The organism is Acinetobacter baretiae, from assembly GCF_015627105.1.
In the GTDB taxonomy this organism is placed as follows: domain Bacteria; phylum Pseudomonadota; class Gammaproteobacteria; order Pseudomonadales; family Moraxellaceae; genus Acinetobacter; species Acinetobacter baretiae.
Genome location: NZ_VTDM01000008.1, coordinates 78,876 through 101,157 on the forward strand (window position 1 = coordinate 78,876; position 22,282 = coordinate 101,157).

Annotated in this window: 23 protein-coding genes; 12 read left to right on the plus strand and 11 right to left on the minus strand. The window is 37.2% G+C overall.

Going from position 1 to position 22,282, the window contains the following annotated elements:
* Positions 1-35 precede the first annotated feature (35 nt).
* From I2F17_RS03840 to I2F17_RS03850, 3 genes are all read right to left on the minus strand, one after another.
* Entirely contained in the window at positions 36-1,127 is a 1,092-nt protein-coding gene (locus I2F17_RS03840) for a 3-deoxy-7-phosphoheptulonate synthase (RefSeq protein ID WP_211139124.1), read from the minus strand.
* A 405-nt stretch (positions 1,128-1,532) separates the two neighbouring features.
* A complete protein-coding gene (locus tag I2F17_RS03845) occupies positions 1,533-3,086 on the minus strand; it encodes a PepSY-associated TM helix domain-containing protein (RefSeq protein ID WP_211139125.1) in 1,554 nt (517 codons plus the stop codon).
* A 303-nt stretch (positions 3,087-3,389) separates the two neighbouring features.
* Positions 3,390-5,510: a TonB-dependent siderophore receptor gene (locus tag I2F17_RS03850; protein WP_211139126.1), complete on the minus strand. Its 2,121-nt coding sequence runs from the start codon at positions 5,508-5,510 to the stop codon at positions 3,390-3,392.
* 387 nt (positions 5,511-5,897) lie between these two features.
* Here I2F17_RS03850 and lpxB point away from each other — a divergent pair, with 387 nt between their 5' ends.
* Complete coding sequence (gene lpxB, locus I2F17_RS03855; protein WP_211139127.1) at positions 5,898-7,076, plus strand: lipid-A-disaccharide synthase; 1,179 nt, start codon at positions 5,898-5,900, stop codon at positions 7,074-7,076.
* Here lpxB and I2F17_RS03860 read toward each other — a convergent pair whose 3' ends face one another.
* Positions 7,077-7,952 (minus strand): DUF2797 domain-containing protein, encoded by an 876-nt coding sequence (locus tag I2F17_RS03860; protein ID WP_211139128.1) that lies wholly within the window; start codon positions 7,950-7,952, stop codon positions 7,077-7,079. It lies immediately after the preceding gene.
* Between the two features lie 36 nt (positions 7,953-7,988).
* On the opposite strand from I2F17_RS03860, the gene I2F17_RS03865 reads away from it, so the two are divergent.
* Both I2F17_RS03865 and I2F17_RS03870 read left to right on the plus strand, forming a co-directional pair.
* Positions 7,989-8,462, plus strand: coding sequence for a DUF6231 family protein (locus I2F17_RS03865; RefSeq protein WP_211139129.1), 474 nt, complete (start codon positions 7,989-7,991; stop codon positions 8,460-8,462).
* Positions 8,463-8,566: 104 nt separating this feature from the next.
* Positions 8,567-9,175 (plus strand): YidB family protein, encoded by a 609-nt coding sequence (locus I2F17_RS03870; protein WP_196422675.1) that lies wholly within the window; start codon positions 8,567-8,569, stop codon positions 9,173-9,175.
* Positions 9,176-9,248: 73 nt separating this feature from the next.
* On the opposite strand, the gene I2F17_RS03875 is transcribed toward I2F17_RS03870, so the two are convergent.
* The 3 genes from I2F17_RS03875 to I2F17_RS03885 form a co-directional block, all read right to left on the minus strand.
* Positions 9,249-9,662: an HIT family protein gene (locus I2F17_RS03875; protein WP_211139130.1), complete on the minus strand. Its 414-nt coding sequence runs from the start codon at positions 9,660-9,662 to the stop codon at positions 9,249-9,251.
* Between the two features lie 65 nt (positions 9,663-9,727).
* Positions 9,728-9,964: a YARHG domain-containing protein gene (locus I2F17_RS03880; protein ID WP_235985074.1), complete on the minus strand. Its 237-nt coding sequence runs from the start codon at positions 9,962-9,964 to the stop codon at positions 9,728-9,730.
* Positions 9,965-10,067: 103 nt separating this feature from the next.
* A complete protein-coding gene (locus I2F17_RS03885) occupies positions 10,068-10,940 on the minus strand; it encodes an NAD(P)-dependent oxidoreductase (protein WP_211139131.1) in 873 nt (290 codons plus the stop codon).
* 211 nt (positions 10,941-11,151) lie between these two features.
* Here I2F17_RS03885 and I2F17_RS03890 point away from each other — a divergent pair, with 211 nt between their 5' ends.
* Genes I2F17_RS03890 through I2F17_RS03915 form a run of 6 tightly spaced genes read left to right on the plus strand, consistent with a single transcriptional unit; the run spans position 11,152 to position 15,212 of the window.
* Positions 11,152-12,336, plus strand: a complete 1,185-nt coding sequence (locus I2F17_RS03890; protein ID WP_211139132.1) for an O-succinylhomoserine sulfhydrylase — start codon at positions 11,152-11,154, stop codon at positions 12,334-12,336.
* A gap of 16 nt (positions 12,337-12,352) precedes the next feature.
* On the plus strand, positions 12,353-12,682 hold the full coding sequence (locus tag I2F17_RS03895; protein WP_211139133.1) for a YbaB/EbfC family nucleoid-associated protein: 330 nt from the start codon (positions 12,353-12,355) through the stop codon (positions 12,680-12,682).
* Between the two features lie 21 nt (positions 12,683-12,703).
* The gene (gene recR, locus I2F17_RS03900) at positions 12,704-13,300 is read left to right on the plus strand and encodes a recombination mediator RecR (protein WP_196422681.1); all 597 of its coding nucleotides are present in this window, start codon (positions 12,704-12,706) and stop codon (positions 13,298-13,300) included.
* Between the two features lie 31 nt (positions 13,301-13,331).
* Positions 13,332-14,483, plus strand: a complete 1,152-nt coding sequence (locus tag I2F17_RS03905) for a ribonuclease D (RefSeq protein ID WP_211139145.1) — start codon at positions 13,332-13,334, stop codon at positions 14,481-14,483.
* A 56-nt stretch (positions 14,484-14,539) separates the two neighbouring features.
* Entirely contained in the window at positions 14,540-14,848 is a 309-nt protein-coding gene (locus I2F17_RS03910; protein ID WP_196422682.1) for a YcgL domain-containing protein, read from the plus strand.
* Entirely contained in the window at positions 14,841-15,212 is a 372-nt protein-coding gene (locus I2F17_RS03915) for a hypothetical protein (protein WP_196422683.1), read from the plus strand. Before I2F17_RS03910 ends, I2F17_RS03915 begins: the two co-directional genes overlap by 8 nt.
* 64 nt (positions 15,213-15,276) lie before the next feature.
* Here the strand turns inward: I2F17_RS03915 and I2F17_RS03920 are convergent, their stop codons facing one another.
* Positions 15,277-15,510: a hypothetical protein gene (locus tag I2F17_RS03920; RefSeq protein ID WP_196422684.1), complete on the minus strand. Its 234-nt coding sequence runs from the start codon at positions 15,508-15,510 to the stop codon at positions 15,277-15,279.
* A gap of 355 nt (positions 15,511-15,865) precedes the next feature.
* Between I2F17_RS03920 and I2F17_RS03925 the strand changes: the two genes are divergently transcribed.
* Both I2F17_RS03925 and ftsY read left to right on the plus strand, forming a co-directional pair.
* Positions 15,866-16,195 carry a hypothetical protein gene (locus tag I2F17_RS03925; protein ID WP_196422685.1) on the plus strand — a complete coding sequence of 110 codons (330 nt, stop codon included), beginning with the start codon at positions 15,866-15,868 and terminating at the stop codon, positions 16,193-16,195.
* A 91-nt stretch (positions 16,196-16,286) separates the two neighbouring features.
* Entirely contained in the window at positions 16,287-17,372 is a 1,086-nt protein-coding gene (ftsY, locus tag I2F17_RS03930; protein WP_196422686.1) for a signal recognition particle-docking protein FtsY, read from the plus strand.
* A 43-nt stretch (positions 17,373-17,415) separates the two neighbouring features.
* On the opposite strand, the gene I2F17_RS03935 is transcribed toward ftsY, so the two are convergent.
* Positions 17,416-17,946, minus strand: coding sequence for a YqiA/YcfP family alpha/beta fold hydrolase (locus tag I2F17_RS03935; RefSeq protein WP_196422687.1), 531 nt, complete (start codon positions 17,944-17,946; stop codon positions 17,416-17,418).
* A 209-nt stretch (positions 17,947-18,155) separates the two neighbouring features.
* Between I2F17_RS03935 and lysS the strand changes: the two genes are divergently transcribed.
* Positions 18,156-19,685, plus strand: a complete 1,530-nt coding sequence (lysS, locus tag I2F17_RS03940) for a lysine--tRNA ligase (protein ID WP_196422688.1) — start codon at positions 18,156-18,158, stop codon at positions 19,683-19,685.
* 46 nt (positions 19,686-19,731) lie between these two features.
* On the opposite strand, the gene I2F17_RS03945 is transcribed toward lysS, so the two are convergent.
* Both I2F17_RS03945 and I2F17_RS03950 read right to left on the minus strand, forming a co-directional pair.
* Entirely contained in the window at positions 19,732-21,060 is a 1,329-nt protein-coding gene (locus I2F17_RS03945; protein ID WP_196422689.1) for a hemolysin family protein, read from the minus strand.
* An 86-nt stretch (positions 21,061-21,146) separates the two neighbouring features.
* A complete protein-coding gene (locus I2F17_RS03950; RefSeq protein WP_196422690.1) occupies positions 21,147-22,142 on the minus strand; it encodes a LysR family transcriptional regulator in 996 nt (331 codons plus the stop codon).
* Positions 22,143-22,282: the final 140 nt, after the last annotated feature.

The window sequence follows — 22,282 nt, forward strand, 5'->3', positions numbered from 1 at the left end:
TAAAAAAACGCCATCAATGATGGCGTAAGTTGAGATTAACGATGTGGCAATACATCTTTTAACGAGTTATGCATGTCTAATAATACACGCTCTGTGGTGTCCCAATCTAAACAGCCATCTGTGACAGATTGCCCGTATTCTAGGTCACATAATTGGGCAGGAATATCTTGACGTCCACCTTTTAAATGACTTTCTACCATTAACCCAACAATTGAAGTATTACCATTTAAGATTTGCTCGGTAATATTTTTGAGTACGAGGGGTTGTAAGTATGGGTCTTTATTGGAGTTAGCATGACTGGCATCAATCATAATATTTTTACTGACTTTTGCTTTAATCAGTGCATTTTCTGCCTGTGCAACGGATGTTGCATCATAGTTTGGTTTGCCATTACCACCTCGTAATACCACGTGACCATATTTGTTACCACGTGTACTAATAATGGCAACTTGACCATCATTGTTGAGACCTAAAAAGTTATGACCATGTTCGACAGCTTGCATGGCGTTAATAGCCACTGTTAAACCACCATCTGTACCATTTTTAAATCCAACAGGTGAAGAAAGACCTGATGACATTTCACGGTGTGTTTGACTTTCCGTTGTACGTGCGCCAATAGCAGACCATGAAATTAAGTCTTGCAAATACTGTGGTGAGTTGGGATCAAGTGCTTCAGTTGCACATGGTAAACCTTTTTCGTTAAGTTCAAGTAAGAGTTTGCGCCCAAGATGTAGTCCTTTTTCAATATCAAAAGAATCATCCATATTGGGGTCGTTAATTAAACCTTTCCAGCCAACTGTTGTACGTGGCTTTTCAAAATATACACGCATTACAATATACAGTGTATCTTTTACTTTTTCGCTTAATGCTTTGAGACGATCTGCGTATTCGTGTGCAGCTTTAGGGTCATGAATAGAGCATGGTCCAATCACAATAAATAGTCGTTTGTCTTGACTATCTAAAATTTTACGTACACTTTCACGTCCTGAAACAACGGTCTGAGATGCTTTATCGGATAAAGGCAAGACTTTTTTAAGTTGTGCTGGTGTGATGAGTGTTTGAACATTACTAATATTGACGTCATCAATATCATTTGAGGTAATAGAATGAGAGTCTGAATGATTCATTGCCTTCACTAATTGCGAAATAAACTAAGTAAGATGAAATTACTATATAGATCATGGTGGTAAAAAACAAATACTATCATATCGTGAACAAATAAGTTTTTGAAATGTATTTTAGTTTGATAGTTGGCTATTTTTTAGATTTTATCTGATTGTTTCTCAAAATAAGTACAAAAATGAGTGGTGTGGCAAAAATCCACCACGACACAAATGCGACACTATAGCGGTATTGTTGTGTCAGCAATAAAAAAGAGCATAAAAACAAAATATAAGCCAATCGTTTAAACAGCCTAGGTTTTTGGGTCACAACAGCCCATTTTGAGTGTGCAACGATCTTTTTTTGTTTATCACTACTTAGATACATTAAGTAAAATGCAAAATAAGTGATGCTGATAGCAAGTAATATGATCATTGAGCATCCTTTTGTAATATTTTTTGCTGTATTTTTTTCTTTGCTTGTTGTTGAATAGGACGAATATTTTTAGCAATAAATCCAGCCAGTAGTGCAAATAACCAAAAAAATGCATCGACTTGAGCATAGTTGGTATAATCACTCATCTGTTTTAAGTCGCCATGTTGCCAAAGGATAACTATATTTACGCAAGGTAAGCATAGGGCGAGCATCACAAATAAAAACAGTTGTATAGGCCATAAATATTGCCTTTTACTCAAAACAGCCAACATTAAACTCACTCCCCACGCTGTAAAAAATACGACAATTTCTTGGTTGTTGGGTGTTGAGTACGATAATGTAATTAGTCGATTACTATAAAAATAGCATAAGACCGCAATTGGTAATCCAACAAAGGTGGCAACATTGAGTCGATCTACACAGTAGTGCCCGAAATGAAAAGTATTGTTTTTGTTTTGTAGTTGGCGTTTTAAGCTCCAAAGTAACAGCCCTGAAGCAACCATAAAGCAACCGAGTATGCCTGAAAAAAATAAAGCAATACGAATGATAGGTTGAGCGAAAGATGCCATATGTAATCCGTATATACCGCTATACAACGTGGCAACAGGGTGCACATTACGGGTATCTTGAATGATTTGACCTTGTGCATTCAAAGTCATTTGTATTGGTTGTTGAGTAATAGAGTGATCTTCTTTTTGTTTAATGATAATTTCTGTGGCAGTGCTAAATGGTTTTTTAATTTCAATACGATCTATTAATGGCTGGTCAGGCCACTGTTGTTGTAAACGTTGGCTAATTTGTTGTGCATTGACCATAGCTATAGTAGATATATTATTGGGTGTAGAAGGTGGTATTTGACTACGTAGTTCAGAGAAAATATCGTAATTGTTTTGAGGGTAGTACTTTTGAATTGCTGAGGGCAAGTACAAGTAAAAAAACATGACTAAGCCTGTGAAGGTAATCACGAAAAAAAAGGGTAAGGCAATCACAGAAACAATGTTATGGAAATCTAACCATGAACGCTGTGACTTAAATGTACGCAAGGTAAAGAAATCTGTGAATATTTTTTTATGTGTAATAACCCCCGATATCAGTGCAATTAACATTATAAAAGCTGCAAAGCTGACCAATAGTCGACCAAATACAATAGGTATGCCAAAAAGTTGAAAATGAAAAGTGTAAAAAAAATCTCCGCCTTGAGTCGGAAGTAAATTCACTTCTTGTTGTGTACGAGGATCAAGTTGTTTAAATACATAATTACCATCATTTTTTTGCCAGTAAATTGTATTGATTGGATCATCGCTAGAAGCAACTTGCATATTCCAATATTGCGCATCGGTTGCATGGTGTTCCAAGTAATCTAAGCCAGAGAGTATCGCTTGCTGTTGTGTGACTTGTGTGTGTTGGAAAGCAGGTTGTGTCCATGCAGTAATGTCATGTCTGTAATAGGACAGAGATCCTGTCAAAAAAATTGCAAATAATAGCCAACCAAGGAGTAGTCCTGTCCAAGAATGTAACCAAGCCATGGATTGACGAAGTGATTTATACATCAGTTAACCTATAAGGTGAGACAGCCCATAAAATAGCAGTGTGATCCCAAAACTGAGTTGGCTTAGGCGTGGAATAGATTGAATACAAAAACAGAGAATAAAAAAAATCAGTGCAAACATGATGGCGCAAAAGCTGGCCAAAAAAACTGCTTCTGCACGTGGTGTAAAATATAAAAAAATAGCTGCTAAACATAAACTAAAGTACACGACACAAAAATAGCCGACCACCAATGAAAGAAGTATGCGGTATGCCACAGTGAACTGATGGGCATATTTGTATTTTTGTATCGTGTTTTTCATCATTTAGTACTTAAACTTCACAGATACAGTGTAGTTTGCAGGTGCGCCGTAATAGCCCTGACCATCTTTTAATCCGGTAAGATATTTTTCATTGCCAATATTTTTAGCGTTTAGTTGTAGATTAATGTGATCATTAACTTTATAGCTGGCCATCAAATCAAAGAGGGCATATGCACTTTGTGTAATGGTGCCTAAATGTGAGCTTGATGCTGGATCACGAATGGTATCTTGCCATTTTACACTTGCACCTACTTTTATTTGTGGGAACTGAGGTAGAGTGTAATTTGCTAGAATATTAAATGATTGGGTGGGATTGTATTGACGAGGATTAATCCCATTGTCTTTGTTTTTTAAACTAAACTGAGTGTAACCTGCCGATACGTCAATATTTTCCGTAACTTTACCTGTTAAGCCAAGCTCTACACCTTGTGATTTTACTGTGCCAAGATCAGAGTAATATGCCGAACCCATAAATGTTGGGTTTAAAGCAAAATGGTTTTGTTGAGTGCTAAAAATAGCAATAGAGCCTGTTAAACGTTCATTGAACCAAGCCCCTTTTAAACCTGCTTCGTAGCTTTTCCCATCTACAGGTACAGCTACTTTATTTGTTGTCTTATCTATGACAGTTTGTGGCCTAAAAATTGAGGTGTAACTCATGTAGCCAGTGTATTGTGGCGTAAAGTTATATGTTAAGCCTGCATAAGGAGAGGTTTTACTCTTAACATAACTGTCTTGAAAATCAATTTTAGAAAAGTTTGCGCCCAAAATTAATTTTAAGTTATCGTTTAAGTGTACACGTGTAGCACCATACATTGAACGTAGCGTATATTGTTGTGTACCTGCACTACTTAATTCTGCCCACGTTGGTTCACTCGGTGACCAACTTGCTAAATCGGTTGTCGGACTTAGTTGATTTAATGCGCCAGCTGCCATGTTGTTGGTCACACTTTTTGACCATGTATAACCAAAGTTTGCTTCGTGACGTTGGTCAAAAAGAGGAAATGTTCCAGAAACATTGGCATTTAATGTTTGTTTTCTAAATTTTTGATTATAAATATCAGGGAAAAAGTAGACGCCAGAAGTATTGTCGCTTGCATTTGGATTATTTAAAAGATAGAGCATTTTATCTTGTGCAGTTAAATGTTTATCATCGTAAGTGAGTTTTGCAACCCAATCACCTGCAACTTTTTGCTCAATGTTGGCGAAGTAAGTGTTTGTTGTCCAGTCAAAATATGTCCAATCAGGCGCATAGTTATAGCTACGCGCATAACTCAGTTGTTGACCTGCGGTATTTGTTAGCGGTAAAGCTCCCCACTGTGAGCCATTCGTGAGTTGATTCGTCCGAGAAAAACCTACAGATGCTTTGGTGCGGTCTGAAAGGTCAGCATCTATAATGGCTTGAACCCCATTTTTTTCTTCAGAATATTTGTCTAGATATGAATCGCCTGTTTTTTCGTAAGCGGTAAGACGACCACGTACATTGCCACTTTGTGTTAATGGGCCTGACAGGTCTGCTTCATAGCGTTTTGTACTCCAAGAGCCATAGCTAAAGCCTGCATTGGCTTGAAATTCTTGAGTAGGACGCTTTCTGACATAGTTAATGGTTGCACCCGGATCGCCAAGTGCATTAGTGAGAGCATCTGCACCTTTAATGACTTCGACACGGTCATAAAAGTAGCTGTCATCATCTGAACCATTGTAATTATAGCTGTCGATTTGTGGTATACCAACACCATCATACAAAATATTAGAAATGTCAAAGCCACGCGCAGTATACGTGGTTCGGTTGGTTTCTAAACCTGTGACCATAACCCCGGGTGTATTACTTAAAATGTCACGGGTAGTTGTTAAATTAAAGTCATCCATTTGCTGACGTGTGACAACATTCACTGTTTGAGGTGTTTCTTTCGTGGTGAGGTTTAATCCTGTAGCGCTACTACTGTTATGAATGATATAGGATTTTGTCTGTTCAGAGCTTTGAGTGGTTGCTTGATCTGCTTTAGATTTAATTGTCGTTAGTGTTGCTGTTTGTGAATAATCAGCAGCATATGTATAAGAAGATATGCTCATTGTTGCAACAATAGCAACAATAGCAACAGTAAGGGGAGAAAGTTTGTATTTCATGTAAAGATTCACTAAATCTAAATGAAAATAATTTGCAGTATCATCAACAAGTTTTTTTTTAGTTCGCAAGTGGGCTTTTATGTTTTTTATAGATTTTTACAATAAAATTGTAACGTCACAGTGTTTAAATTTGCATTTTAGATCATTTTTGTGATTCGAGTTTATATTGGTATTTTTTAATATGTCGGATAAGTCACATTATTTTATATAAAATATAATATTAAAAAGTAATATAAGTGGCGAATTTTATGTTTTATGCCAAATGGGTTAATGGGTTGATGATAAATAGCAGATAAGGCCGTGTAAAAAAGAAGCTTGTGTTTTTACAGTGCAGGATTGCTGTAATCTATTTATAATAGTGATTGAGAAAAAATAAGGTAGAGATGTGTGCAAAAACGTAAATTAAGAATCGGTATTGTGGTTGGAGAGGTGTCTGGAGATACACTTGGTGCCGAATTAATTCGAACGTTTAAAGCACAAGGCATTGATGCTGAATTTGAGGGTATTGGTGGTCCACAAATGATTGCTGAAGGTTTTAATAGTCTTTATGCCATGGATATTTTATCAGTCATGGGCATTGTAGAAGTATTAAAAGATATTAAAACCCTATTTGCCGTTCGTGATGGATTGCTTCAGCGATGGCAACAACAAACCATTGATGTGTTTATTGGCATAGATGCCCCTGATTTTAACTTACGAGTGTCACAAAAAATTAAACAAAAACAATTGCCAATAAAAACAGTGCAATATGTGAGCCCATCAGTATGGGCATGGCGACAAAAGCGTGTGATTGGTATTCGAAAAAATATTGATTTGGTAATGTGTTTATTTCCTTTTGAAAAAAACTTTTATCAGTCTCATCATGTGCCTGCAATTTTTGTGGGCCATCCTTTGGCAAAAAAATTACCTTTGCTTGATCATGTTGATAAGGCACGTCAAGACCTCGGTTTGGATCAAGATCAACAATACATTGCATTATTGCCTGGGAGTCGGAGTTCAGAAGTACAACGCCTTGCGCCTTTGGTCTTTTCTGCAGCAGCCATGTTAAAACAACGTGGTTATACAGGAGTATTTTTAGTTCCTGCGATCAATGATCAACGTAAAATACAAATACAACAGATACTTGCTACATTTCCAAGTCCTCTACAACACAGTGTAAAAATTTTGGATAATACATTTACCGATGCCAAAATTGGTCGACAAGTGATGGCGGCAAGTGACGTGGTGGCTTTGGCATCAGGCACAGCTACGCTTGAAGCCATGTTATTGCATCGTCCGATGGTTACATTTTATAAATTAAATCCATTGACCTATTGGTTGGTCAAAACAATGATTAAAATACCGTATGTTTCTTTACCTAATATTATTGCTGGGAAAAAAGTGATTGCAGAGCTGGTTCAGCAAGAAGCCACCCCCGAATCTTTAACAAGAGAAATACAACATTTAATGAATCATGAGCAAGCTCAGATTCAAAAAATGCAACATTTAAGTATGCACAAACAATTGATTTCAGGAGAAACCGAAGATCCTGTACATGCAATTTTAACGTTAATTGACATGAGTTAATTATATAGAAGTCTGAATAGTGAGTTCATAACCTGTATATTTACGTATATTAATCACACCTGTATCCATGATTAAATATTGCCCTTTAATGCCTTGAAGAACACCAAAAATATGTGGGGTTTTATCGAGGTTATGCGATTTTATTTTACTAGGGTATTGGTTGATTGGGTAAATAAACTCTCTGACTGGCTGTTGCTCCATGTATTCTACATGTTCATCAAACTCCATATTGAGTGCAAATTCATCTGAAATGGCTTCAATTTGTTCTTCAAATTCAATGCATAGCTCATCGCGAATAGCGAGTAAATCGATGGGTTCTGCATCTGCTTTTAACAATTTACGCCAATCTGTTTTGTCTGCGACTTGTTCACCAAACATTGTTTCTAAATAGCCAGACAGGCGTCTTGAGCCAACTTTCATAATCGGTAAGGCTTGACGTGCACCTTGATCTAACCAGCGAGTAGGCATTTGATGTAGACGAGTGATCCCAACTTTTAATGCACTAGAGTTGGCTAAATAAACAATATGTGGTTGAAAGCAGACCCGATGTGCAAAACTTTCATCACGACATGTGCCGAGGTGAAAATGGCAAGTTTCGGGTTTCATAATGCACATATCGCATTCAGCTTGGGTTTTAAAGCATTTAAAACAATGACCTTGTGCATACGATTTTGGGGTTTTTTTCCCACAAGAGATACAATAAATGTTTCCTGTCCATACAATATCAATATGTTGCCCGAGGCTAAGAGGTGTATCTATGACAGATTGATTGAGAACGAAGCTATATTGAACGTTGGCTTGTTCAGTATGTTCATCTTTCATACTGATATTGGCTAAATTGGCATGCATTTTATGGCAAATGCCTTGAAATTCCATATAAAATCTCTCTAAATTTTTAAAAGGTGCAGATTTATGGCAGAGCAAAATGTCATCACGTCTTTGCTAGACGATTTAGCTCAGGAGCAACCCATAAAAACCGCGTTGTGTGTTGGGCAAAATATTGCACTCTTTGAAACAGCACAACCCATAGATTGGCAATATTTTAACGTATCTGAGTTATTAAGTCTGCCATTTACACAGCGTTATGATTTAGGTTTTGTGGTACTTAATGTAGACAACATCACACGGTGTACGTTAGAGCAAAAAACACAGTTGTTGGTAAAACTCAGAGATCTGTTGGTGAAAAAGCTGGTGGTAATTTGTGAAGTGAATGATCAACAATTACTGCGTTCACTAGGCTTTACTCAAATGCTTGGTCAGACTGTGGATGTTGAGCAAAAAATGATGTTATGGCAGTTTAATATTTTAACCTATAAACATGTACCTGATTGGTTTAATTCTCGTTTTTGGGCTAATCCTGAAAATTGGGATAAATTCCGTTGGTAGATTTATTGTGAATGTAAGCTGTATGTAAAAGTAACAGACAGCCACTTTAAAATGCGTTAGTCTTTTGATTTAATTTTATCATAGTAATAATAGAGGTTTTATAAATGACTAATTTGAGTAGCATTGTTGAAACTTTAGCAAAACAAGCATTAGGTGGGCAAAATAATCAAAGTTCATCTGGTGTAGGTGGCATGCTTGGGTCGGTACTTGGTTCTTTAGGCAATAGTAGCCAAAACAATAGTTCAGGGGTTGGGGGTGTACTAGGTTCTGTGTTGGGTTCTTTAACAGGAGGATCGAGTCAGCAGAACACTAATAATAGCGCACCTGCCTCAAGTGGTTTAAATGCACAGTCATTATTGGTTGCTGTTGTACCATTGGTTTTATCATGGATTCAACAACAAGGTGGCTTACAGTCAGCATTAGATAAACTGCGTGGAGCAGGTTTGACGAGCCAAGTACAAAGTTGGGTTGACCCATCTGCCAATGGTGATGATGTTGCAAAGAGCCAAGTACAAAGCTTGTTTAATGACCAAGATGTAGAGCAAGTCGCGACGCAAACACAAACAGAAAAGCAAGATGTGTATGGTGCAATCAGTACTGTACTACCACAAATTATTAATGCATTGACGCCTCAAGGTGAGCAAACCAGTACGCAAGAAGCAAATAATGATATTCAAAAAGTACTCGGTATGGTTTCTGGTTTTTTAAAGTAAAGAACGTAAAAAACCTCCAACAGTGTGTATGTTGGAGGTTTTTTGTATATGGTTAATAAATATTCAAATATGCTTAAAAGGCGGCTTTAATTTTCTCTGCCAAGAGTTTAAGTTCGGTCTGATCTGCCATGTTGGAAGCATGCTCTTTAAGATCATGTACAGAACTTGGAATGAGATGAAAATGCACATGTGGGACGGTTTGTCCTGCTGACTCACCAGAGAGTTGCATGAGTACAATGCCTTTTGCATTTAAGCCTTTTTCTATTGCATGTACGACTTTTTGCACAGTATGCATGGTGTAAGTGAGTTCAGATGCAGGTAAGTCGAGTAAAGTTACAGCCTGATATTTAGGAATGACTAAAGTATGGCCAGTTGCTTGAGGCATAATATCCATAAAAGCCAGTGTATATTCATCTTCATATACTGTAATACACGGTATTTCTTGACGTAAAATTTTTGCAAATATATTGTTTTGGTCGTATGCCATGATGTGTTTCCAACAGTGCAAGGATCTATGTTAGCAACCAACACATGTATTGGTTGCTTCATCGCTTATTTACAATTTAAGGTTTTTTGATCTTCTTTGATTTGATCTAAACGTTGTTGTTCTCGTTCAGAAAATCTAGGCTTATTGGTATGACAGTTGTTGTTGCCATATTTTGCAAGAGCATCTGGGTCTTTAAAACAAAAACCTTTAGCAGCATAAATAAGGTTGTAGTCATCTTGTAATTTTTCACAGGTGGGTGCGGCTAGAGCATAGCTGGCAAATAAACTTGTACATAGCACCATAAAAATTTTTTTCATAAATACATCCTTATCTTGCAATCGGAGTGTGAACAAACGATTGACGCTGTTCCTTACTATATCGGGGTAGATATATTTAATTCAAGGTCTACTCAATTGTTAATTGATTGATGGACTCATACATTTTTGCCAAAGTGGAAAAGTCACTGCCATGTTCAGATAAATTGCTTGCTGCTTGTACTAAGCCTTGTGATGCTGCAATGATTGGTGCTGACAATTGGCTTTCACGGACAAGATCAAGTGCAATTCTTGTATCTTTTGCCAGTAAAGATAATGCAAACGTTGATGGAAAACTGCGATTGAACACACGATTTGGCAGTACAGTGGTTGTTACACCGCTTTGGCCACTTGAAGCATTAATGCAATCAAACGCCTCTTGTAAGTTAACGCCGTGTGATTTGAGCGTTGACGCTCCTTCGCAGGCTGCACACAAATGAATTGCAAGTAACATATTATTAACAGCTTTTACGGCAAAACCTGCACCGGAATCACCAACATGCTTAATGAGTTTACCCATTGCTTGCATGGCAGGCAGGGCACAGTCAAAAGCAGACTTTTGACCACCTACCATAAATGTAAGTGTTGCATTTTCTGCCCCGATGGTTTGACCGCTTACAGGTGCATCTAAGTAATGCACTCCTTTTTCTAACAGTAAAGGGGCTAAAAGACGTGCACTTTTGGGCACGCCACTGGTGCAATCAACCCAAATAGCACCAGATTTAATATCTACACGGGCGATCAAATCTTCAATATCTTGACTAGTCGGTAAGCAAGAAAAAATAATATCTGCTTGTACGGCATGTTCTAAAGAAACGGCTTGAGTTCCAAACTCATGTGCATGTTTTTCTGATTTTTCTATACTTCTGTTCCATACACGAACATCATCAAATACTTTAGGTAAATGTGCTGCCATGCGATACCCCATCGCACCGAGTCCAATAAAAGAAATGCTTTGTGTCATTGTGGTCTCACGTCTATTTTTATTTCATCAATTCTTTATCCTAAGTGGCTAAAAGCAATTCGTCTACTGCTAAATGATGTGTTTTAAAAAAATCCTGCGGACTGGTTTTTTTATCTATATAGAGGGTTTATCATTTTATGCTTGACCCATATGGGGATTGCTATTCAAAATGAAAGTAATATTTAACGCAATATGAGCTTAGAGCAAGAACATGCATGAAGAAGACAGTTTATTTGGACAAGATACTTTAGCGATTCGAACAGGACATGATCGAACTCACGAAGGAGAACATGGCGAACCTATTTTTCTGACATCATCTTTTGTCTATAAAAATGCCCAAGAAGCAGCCAATAAATTTCAGGGTAAAGAAAATGGGAATGTGTATTCACGATTTACCAATCCAACAGTTGCGGTATTTGAAAAACGCCTTGCTGCCTTGTGTGGCGGTGAACGAGCTGTAGCGACAGGCTCAGGCATGGGTGCAATCTTAGCGATTATGATGGCATACCTAAAAGCAGGTGATCATGTGGTCTGTTCACGTGATGTTTTTGGTTCTATTGTGGGGTTGTTTGAGCGCTATATTCGTAAGTTTGGTGTAGAGGTTGATTTTGTCGATTTGACCGATTTAAAACAATGGAAAAACGTCGCTAAACCCAATACGAAAATGTTTTTCATGGAGTCACCATCTAATCCACTTGCAGTGATTGGTGATATTCAAGCCATTGCAGATATTGCACATGAACATGATGCTTTACTTGTGGTTGATAATACTTTTTGTACCCCAGCGTTACAGCAACCGATTAAATTAGGAGCCGATTTAGTTGTTTACTCTGCAACGAAATATATCGATGGTCAAGGCCGTGCTCTAGGTGGTGCTGTGGTTGGTAAGCATGATTTACTTGAAGATGTATTTTCTGTGGTGCGTACTCTTGGCCCATCGATGAGCCCATTTAATGCATGGGTTTTTTTGAAAGGCTTAGAAACTTTACGTTTACGTATGAAAGCACATTGTGAGAGTGCTTTACAGATTGCGCAATGGCTCAATCAGCATGAAAAAGTCAGTAAAGTATATTACTCAGGTTTAGAAACACATCCTGGGCACGAATTGGCAAAAAAACAACAATCAGGTTTCGGCGGGATTGTTTCATTTGAAGTCAAGGGTGGGAAAAATGAAGCATGGACCGTGATTGATAGCACACGATTTATTTCCATTACAGGGAATTTAGGAGATGTTAAATCAACAATTACACATCCTGCAACCACCACACATGGTAAACTTTCGCCACAAGCGCAAAAAGATGCTGGCATTTGTGAGAGTTTAATTCGACTTTCTGTCGGATTAGAAGACATTCATGATATTATGCGTGACTTATCTCATGGTTTAGATTTGATATAACGTTGGAGCGTTTCTTATGAATATTAATATGTTAATGCAGCAAGCACAGCGCATGCAAAAAGATGTAGAAGCGAATGCAAAAAAAGCCAAAGAAGAGCTTGCACAAACAGAAGTTCATGCAGAAGCGGGCGGTGGGCTAGTTAAAGTGACCATGACTTGCCGTCATGTCGTGAAACGTATAGAAATTAACCCAGAGTTGTTGCAAGATGAAGCAGATATGGTTGAAGATCTGATTGCTGCTGCAATGAATGATGCTTCACGCCAAGCAGAAGTGATTTCTGAACAAAAAATGAAAGCTGCAAATGCAGGAACAGGATTGCCACCGGGCCTTGCTGGACTATTTTAAACTCAAGAAAGGTAAACAGGCATGTTTAGCCCAAAATTTGATGAGCTAGTACAAGCACTGCGAACACTGCCAAGCGTTGGGCCAAAATCGGCTCAACGTATGGCACTTAATTTGGTCATGAAAAATAAGCTTCAAGCAGAAATATTGGCCAATGCATTACATCATGCTGTCAACAGTATTGTGACGTGCCAAATCTGCCATTCTTTAACAGAGCAGGACGTATGTGATATTTGCTTGGCCTATGATCGTGATGATGGATTGCTTTGTGTGGTAGAGTCACCTGCTGATGTGCTTGCGATTGAGCAAACAGGAAGTTTTCGAGGAAAATACTATGTACTCGGTGGGCATTTGTCGCCGTTAGATGGTGTTGGCCCTGAAGACATTGGTATTCCTTCATTAATGACTCGATTAAAGCAAGGCATAGTGAAAGAAGTGATTTTGGCAACCAATGCAACCGTTGAAGGCCAAGCAACGGCACACTATTTATTGGAAGCATGTAAGCATTTGCCACTCAAACTCACACGTATTGCACAAGGTGTACCACAGGGGGGTGAATTAGAATATGTTGACAGTCACACTCTAGGACAAGCAATGCACCACCGATTACAGTTTAAGTAATATTATTATTGTTTGGATCTAGAACATGGGTATGTATCAATTTATTCAAACGCAAAGCCAGCTTAGCCAAGTGTTAGAGCATATGGTACGGCATAAAAAATACGCAGCAGATACTGAATTTTTAAAAGTCGATACATTGTGGCCCAAATTAGGGCTATTTCAAATTAACATTCAAGAACAAATTTACCTACTTGATGGTACCACTTTAGATTTAACTGAATTTTGGTCATTATTAGCACAGGCTGAAGAAAATATTTTTCATGCATGTGGTGAAGATGTTGATCTTATTTATTTTTATTCACAAAAATCACCGCTTACTAATATTTTTGATACACAGGTGGCTTTGTCCTTTTTAGGGCAAGGGCTACAAGTGAGTTATCAAAATGCATTAAAACAGTATTTAGATGTAGAGATTGAAAAAGATCAAACACGTTCAGACTGGACAGCACGCCCTTTAACCTCTGAGCAATTATGTTACGCAGCCAATGACGTGATTTTTTTACCTCAACTTGCAGAAATGTTAAAATTACAATTAAGAGAGAAAAAACTACTTGATTATGTTTTTGAGGATTGTAAAAGCTTAGCAGCTGATATTGCCCAAAAAACAGCTACATCAAAATTGTACCAAGATGTGGGAAATTATCGACATTCATCTCGTCAGTTAATGCAATTACAACAACTTATGGTTTGGCGAGAGCAGTTGGTGAAAGCCATTAATATTCCACGAAGTTTTGTACTTAAAAATAGTGCAATGATTGATTTGGTTGAAAAAAATCCTAAAAGTATTTTTCAATTGGCTGAAATTAAAAGTATACGTGCTTCTGTGATTAGAGAGTATGGCAAAATCATTTTAGACTTACTTCGGTTTTTACCTGAATCTGAGGTTTGGCCTAAAAATTTAACTCGACCTGTGAAGTATATTTCCGAACATGTTGCTGTTAAAATAGAACAGTTAATTCACCAAGTTGCTGAAGAATTACAAGTACCTAAAGCTGTTCTCATGAGAAAAAAATGGTTTAACGAATTGTATACTTATGTGGCTTTTGGTGGTGAGAATAAGCAAGTATTATCTCCTTATTTGCTTGGTTGGCGTTATGGTGTACTCACACAACCTTTACTGTCATTGTTAGAGCAAGATAAGGTGTGTTTGGTACAGCAAATGTCTGTGAAACGCCCATTTTAATGCGTCATAGTTTTAGTGTCTTTGTACACAATATTTTAATGTAGGTAGTCTATTCTATGCACTGTAATATTTACCGCTCAAGTAAAAAAGAAGAAATGTACGTTTATGTGGTTGCAGATCAGCACGACAATCAAGTGGTTGAGGAAAAAGATCCACTTGACGTTTTACCTGAAGCGATGCGCAAAGCATTTGGCCGTGCTACTTTTGTAATGCATTTAGCATTGACGGAAGAACGCAAACTGGCCAGAGCCAATGTATTACACGTATTAGATTCATTGCAAACCAAAGGTTTTTTCATACAAATGCCTCCTGAGGGGTTGATTAATCCTAATGCGGTAGAACCAGAGGGGTTAAGAGGTGCTTAATACGCAAACAGGAGTCTTGCATCAATGGCTTTCGGTACTTGACCAGTTTCCTGAAGGGGCAATTGCAATTTCTGTTTATTGCGGTGGTACCTTGATTGTATTATTGAGCTGGTATTTTATAACTAAACCATATTCTAAATTTTGTGCAATTTCTTGTTTAGTTTTATTTTCTTTATTGGTGACACCTACCGTGTCGGAAGGCAATAATGCTGCGCTTTCCCCAGCAATTTTTGGATTGTTGTTTGGTGTGTTAACAAAAGAGCATAGCTTAATTTGGTTTAATGCAGCAGCGATTGTCTTTGTGATGGGGCTTGGCTTGTTGTGTGGTTTTTTTATTATGAAATTTCGAAGAGCTCGTGCGTAAATTTAAAGTGCTTTACTCGAGCAAGATTATAGACAAAATAAAACGCCACCGAGGTGACGTTTTATTATGCGACCATTGTGGCCATCTTTTGCCAATATTGTGCTTTATAGCTATCACGCTCTACACGGAAACCTTGGTTATATAGTTCAGCCAAGAACAGTGCAGATTTTCCATGTCCAGCACGTGCAACATTTTCTAAATCTGTTACAGCGTCTATAAAATTCATTTGTGATTGAATGGTATGAACTGCTGTTGTATATACATGATCTAAATCATGTTGAGAGAGTTGTTGAATCATATTTAAGCTCCTAAGTTTTCTAATTATGATTTTTAAGGACTTCTCACAAGCCCTAGTCGTATATATTAATTTAAACGTATTTTGTTAAACTAATATTACATTCACACGATTGTGTCAACCCAATAGTAGGGTTGCTGAGTAGAAAATTGATATTACATGAATAATAAGTAAACAAAAAGTCCTTTAAACAAAATTCTTAAGAAATTTTTAAGCAAATGTTTCCATTTTTTATGTAAAGCAGACGATGTAATTAAAAAACAGATACATACAAAATAAAGATATGTTGTTTTAAAAGGACTAAGTCGTCTTGTAGTTGTAAAGTATTGGCATTAGACTGACTCATAAGAGGTTTATCATGTTTAATTTTATTCGGTTTTTACCTAAAACTGAGTCATTGCAAGTGACTTTAGTCTATATACATCGTTTTATGCCGATATTTTTAGTGCTCGGTGTATTTATTTTTAGTTATTTTTTACTTAAAAAACCAATTAATGGTCAACAATATACAAAAGTACAACAGATTGCTATGCAGATGAAATACCCTCATGCAGAAGTTATGGCAACCATGTTATTGCAAAAACAGCAGGTGACCACAAGAGAATATTTTCGTTTATTGCATGCATATCACATCGAACAAAAAAATATAAAAAGTTATCCTGCAATACAATTAAAACCTCTTAAATGAGCCAACCTTGTGAGCGAAAGAGTCGGTACGCACAATTGATCTATGTTAATATGACCATTTTTATAATGCACTGTTTTTTCAAGGGACCAGCATGCAAGAGCAAAACAATGTGTCGAACAAGTTCTTAATTGATACAGAGATCGGTGATGATGATGTCACGTTACCTAGCTTACCTGTAGCGAATGTCCCGATTGTAGAACAACCTGTAAAAGAGCTGTCAGATCGTCAACAGCCATCAGAAGAAAAACCTAAAGGTGGTTTTTTTGGGCGAATGAAAGAGGGTTTGAGCAAGACGAGAAAAAATTTCACCGATGGTATGGTGAATATTTTAATTGGCGGTAAAGAAATTGATGATGAATTATTAGAAGAAGTTGAAGAACAGTTACTTGTTGCAGATATTGGTGTTGATGCGACTAAACGAATTATTAATAATTTAACAGAACGTACAGCACGTGGTGATTTGATTTATTCACATTCTTTGTATAAAGCCTTACAAGAAGAGTTGGTGAGCTTACTTGAGCCATGTGTTAAACCATTACACATTGATCAAACAAAAACACCGTATGTAATTTTAGTGGTCGGTGTGAATGGCGTAGGTAAAACGACAACGATTGGTAAATTGGCTAAAAAACTGCAAGGTGAAGGTCAAAAAGTCATGCTTGCAGCAGGTGATACGTTCCGTGCGGCAGCCACAGAGCAGTTGCAAATCTGGGGTGAGCGAAATCAAATTCCTGTTGTTGCTCAAGGGCATGGTTCTGATAGTGCATCGGTGATCTTTGATGCTTTTGAAAGCGCAAAAGCCAAAGGTATTGATGTTTTAATTGCAGATACTGCAGGTCGTTTACATAATAAAAGTAACCTGATGGAAGAGTTGCGAAAAGTAAAACGAGTGATGCAAAAAGCCGATATGACTGCTCCACATGAAATTATGTTGGTGGTGGATGCAGGAACAGGTCAAAATGCAATTAATCAGGTGAAAGAGTTCGATCATGTGGTTGGCTTAACAGGTATTACAATTACAAAACTTGATGGTACAGCTAAAGGTGGCGTGTTGTTTAATATTGCAAGCCAAACTCAAGTGCCTATTCGCTTTATTGGTGTAGGTGAGAAAATAGATGATTTACGACCATTTTCAGCAAAATCATTTGTAGCTGCCCTTTTTGAAACCGATAAATAAAGTGAAATGATGTTAAAAAAAACACCCAATAAGGGTGTTTTTTTTAAGCAATTTGTATGTTGTCCATGCCATAGTTTTCTTTGAAAAAATCAATCAAGGGATTAATATTTTCTGGGTATTGTAGGCGGTGGTAGCCTCCTGAATAGGCTTTAATGAACATAAACTGTTCTAATATTGTTTTTGTTTCATGCATATTTAAAACTTCATCATTAAGTTCAATATATGCTAACTGTGGTATATCGTGCTCAAGATCGTGATCTTGTATATCTATATAGTCTGTTCTAAAACGTGGTTTTAAACTCGGGTTAGCAATAATGGCGGGTAATTTAAAAAAATAAGACATTTTTAATGCCCAATAACCACCAATGCCATGACCAATGAGTAAATTCGGTTTGATTGTACGAATGGTATTTACATATAAGTCAAATACAGTTTGAAAGCTCAGATGGCGATAATCTACATCAATACAATATTTGTGCTCACATGCAATTGCATCAAATTTCTTTGATGCTTTAGATGAATCCAAACCATGCAAAAATAAAATTTTTGCGGTTTTTGTGGGCTGTATTTTCATTATTATCTTTCTTTGAATAGACCAGTGAAGACAATCTGCTGTGTTGCTAGCTTACCGTGTCTGAATGCGCGATAAACTTAGCAAATAGTCTAATAGTTTGTTTGTTTTGTAGAATGTTTTTAAATCTAATCTTGAGAAGAGATGAAAATTAGCTGGGAATTCTGATATGCTATTGCCTTTATTTATTTTGATATTTTATAGAGGCAGAGATGGCGCAACAACACGCTCAGTCGAGTTCTGAACCCACTATTTCCGAAAACGATTTAATTGCACAGCGTCATGCCAAGCTAAAACAGATTCAGGCACAAGCGAAAGAAAAGGGTACAAGCCCTTGGCCAAACACGTTTAAACGTGAGCATTATGCAGGTGACTTGCAATCACAATTTGATGGTGTAGAAAAAGCAGAGATTGAAGCGGCTGAGCATGTGTATGTGAAAGTTGCAGGTCGAATTATGCTAAACCGTGGCTCTTTTATGGTTTTGCAAGATATGACAGGTCGTATTCAGTTGTATGTTGACCGTAAAGGCTTACCCAAAGAAGAGCTTGAGTCAATTAAATCATTAGATTTAGGAGACATTGTTGCAGCGAGTGGTTACATTGGTCGCTCAGGCAAAGGCGATTTGTATGTGCATTTACAATCATTTGAACTATTAACGAAATCGTTGCGTCCTTTGCCAGATAAGTTTCATGGATTAAGTGATACTGAAGCAAAGTATCGTAAACGATATTTAGATCTTATCGTTAACGAAGAAACACGTAAAACATTTGAAATTCGTGCTCAAGTGGTATCGGGTATTCGTCAATATCTAGTGGATCAACGCTTTATGGAAGTTGAAACACCTATGATGCATATTATCCCCGGGGGTGCTTCTGCTAAACCATTTGTGACTCATCATAATGCGTTAGACATGGATTTATTTTTACGTATTGCCCCAGAGTTATATTTGAAGCGTTTGGTTGTTGGTGGTTTTGAGCGTGTGTTTGAAATTAACCGTAACTTTAGAAATGAAGGCGTATCGACGCGACACAATCCTGAATTTACCATGATTGAGTTTTATCAAGCCTATGCAGATTATAAAGATTTAATGGCATTAACTGAGAATATGCTTGAAAAATTAGCCATTGATATTTTGGGTTCTACAGATGTGCCGTATGCCGAAGAAGTATTTGACTTTAAAGGCCCATACAAAAAAATCTCTATGTTTGATGCTATTTTAGAACATAATCCGCAATTCACCGCTGAAAATGTCGCAGATCGTGAGTTTTTGGCTGAGTTTATTCGTACCGAACTCAAAGAGGACGTAAAAGCGGGCTTTGGTTTAGGTAAGCTACAGACCATTGTCTTTGAAGAAACTGTAGAAACACAATTACGTCAACCTACGTTTATTACAGAGTATCCAGCGGAAACATCACCATTGGCACGTCGTAATGACCATAATCCACACATCACAGACCGTTTTGAGTTCTTTATTGGTGGGCGTGAATTAGCCAATGGTTTTAGTGAGTTAAATGACCCTATTGACCAAGCTGAACGTTTCCAAGCACAGGTTGCTGAAAAAGATGCAGGTGATGATGAAGCAATGCATTATGATGCAGATTTTGTGGAAGCATTAGAGTATGGTTTACCTCCAACAGCAGGTCAAGGCATTGGTATTGACCGTTTAGTCATGCTTTTTGCAAATGCGGCCAGTATTCGAGATGTTTTATTATTTCCTCATATGCGCCGTAAAGAAGTTTAAGTAATGATAAAAAAGCCCTCAAATTTGAGGGCTTTTTTTATTTAAATTATTCTGTTTGATTGGGAATAATAATATTTTCATTAATGACTGATAAACGAGTGACAAGTAGTTGATCGATTTTATAATGATCTACATCAACAACTTCAAATTTGAAGTGGTCGAATTCTACAAAATCTGCAGGACGAGGTACTTTTCTAAGTTTGTACATCATAAAACCCGCGACTGTTTCATAGTTTTCTTCATCTGGCAATTCATCTAAATCTAAAGCATGTTTCATGTCTTCAATGGGTGTACTCCCTTCAATCAGCCATGAATGATTATCTCGTTTAATAATTTGTTGAACTTCATCCATTGGGGTGACCCAATCTCCCATGACTGTACTCATAATATCATTTAAACTAATAAAGCCAACGACCCATGCGTATTCATTAATCACGACTGCAATGGTTTCTTTGCTTGCTCTAAAACGGTCGAGTAGTTCAGATAAAGTCAGTGTATCGGGTATAGTGAGTACACTACGAATTGTAGATTCATTAAGTTGGTTGAGTTTTTGATTATTTAAAATACGAACCAATAGATCTTTTGCATCAACATAACCAATCGTTTGATCGATAGTTTCGTTACATACTAAAAATTTTGAGAAAGGATATTGCGCCAGTTTTTGTCGAATGCTTTCTTCAGATTCTGTGAGTGTGAAAAATACAATGTTTTCACGTGTGGTCATACTCGAAGGGACTGTACGTTCTTCAAGTTCAAAAACATTTTCAATAAAATGTCGTTCTTGTTTGAGTAATACACCTGCTTGAGCACCTGCTTCCATGACAGCAGCAATATCGTCAAAAGTCACGTTGTCTTCACGAATGGTATTCACTTTAAACAATCTAAACAGCAAATTACTAATGGCATTAATGACCCATGCTAAAGGTGTACACAGTTTGACGTAAACCAAGGTAGGATTAATGACAGACAATGCAATTTTCTCTGGTGCGATCATTGCAAGGCGTTTAGGCATGAAGTCGGCAAATAAAATGAATGCCATGGTAACAACTAAGAAAGATAAGCCAAAAGCAGCTTTTTCAATCCATGCGCCGACAAAAAACTGTGCAAGGAAATCTGCAAAAAAGGAACGAAAAGCGGGTTCAGCAACAATACCACCTAAAATAGCTGCTGCATTTAAACCAATCTGAGACGCTGCAAAAAAATCTGCTGATTGTGCTTGTACATCAAGTACTTTTTGCGCACGTTCATCGCCAGATTCAGCCAATATTTTTAATTTTACTTTGCGGGCACCTGCTAAAGCAATTTCGGCAAGGGCAAGAAAACCACCACCGATCATGAGTATGCCCATAATAATCATACTTTGAAAGAAAGTCACAATGCACCTATGTTTATAAATTTTGCATTATTTATGTTTTTTAACATAAAAAAGGGGAACTGCATATCTTTGATTGTACCCTATGATTACATGGAGTAAGGCGAAGGGGATTTGTGTTTTGTGAGAAATTCTCTATTTTCTTCTTCAACCATCTGCCTTGCAACATATAAAATCAGTTGTCTGAGCCAACGGTGGGCAGGATGGTGATGAAGAAGAGGGCACCATGCCATTTTTAGTTCAATTTCTGGAATGTAAAAAGGTGGATCTTGAATAACAAGATCGGTATTGGTGTTTTGTAAATTGGCGATTCGTGTAGGGAGTGTGGCAATCAAATCGACATTTCTTGCTAAGAGGGCAGGCATTTGATAATGGCGCGTGAAAATAGAAATTTTACGTTTTTGTCCAATACGTTCAAGTGCTTGGTCAATCCAACCTAAGCCAGATTGTTTTTCTGGATTGACACCAAATCCAATGCCCATTCCTGTTTTTGAGACCCAAATATGGTCAGCATCAAGATAATTTTTAAGATTTAGATTGGTTACATATGGATGTTTTGCATTCATTAAACATGAGAAACGATCACGCCAAACCAAAACTTGATGAAAACTCTGCGGAATTTCATTGAATCGATTAATGGCAAGGTCTACTTTGCCTTGCTCCATATCTCTATAAGAGACATCACTTGGGGTGAGAAAATCTAGTACCACATGAGGGGCTTCAGCACGTAAAGCTTTGATGAGTTTGGGAACCAATGTCGCTTCTGCATAGTCTGATGTCATAATACGAAAAACACGATGACTACTATATGGTTTAAATTCAGTTCGAGGTTCTAAAATCGTGGACAAATCTGCAAGTGCACTGCGTATTCTTGGTTGTAGTTCAATGGCGCGTTCTGTAGGTGTCATGCCTTCAGAAGATCGTATTAATAAAGGGTCATTAAACAATGTTCGAAGTCTGCGTAAAATATTACTCATGGCAGGCTGAGTAACACCCAACTGTTCTGCAGCACGAGTAACATTTTTTTCTCTAAGTAATACATCAAGGTAGATAAGTAAATTTAAATCAACACGCTCAAGATTCATCAAATAAATACCTAAATTTATACCATAATATAATTTTATATTATGCCATATTTCATAGATACTGTATTGTGAATTTTACATGTTAAATCAATGACTCATTGCTATTGTTAATCTATCCCTATTTTCATTGATACATAACG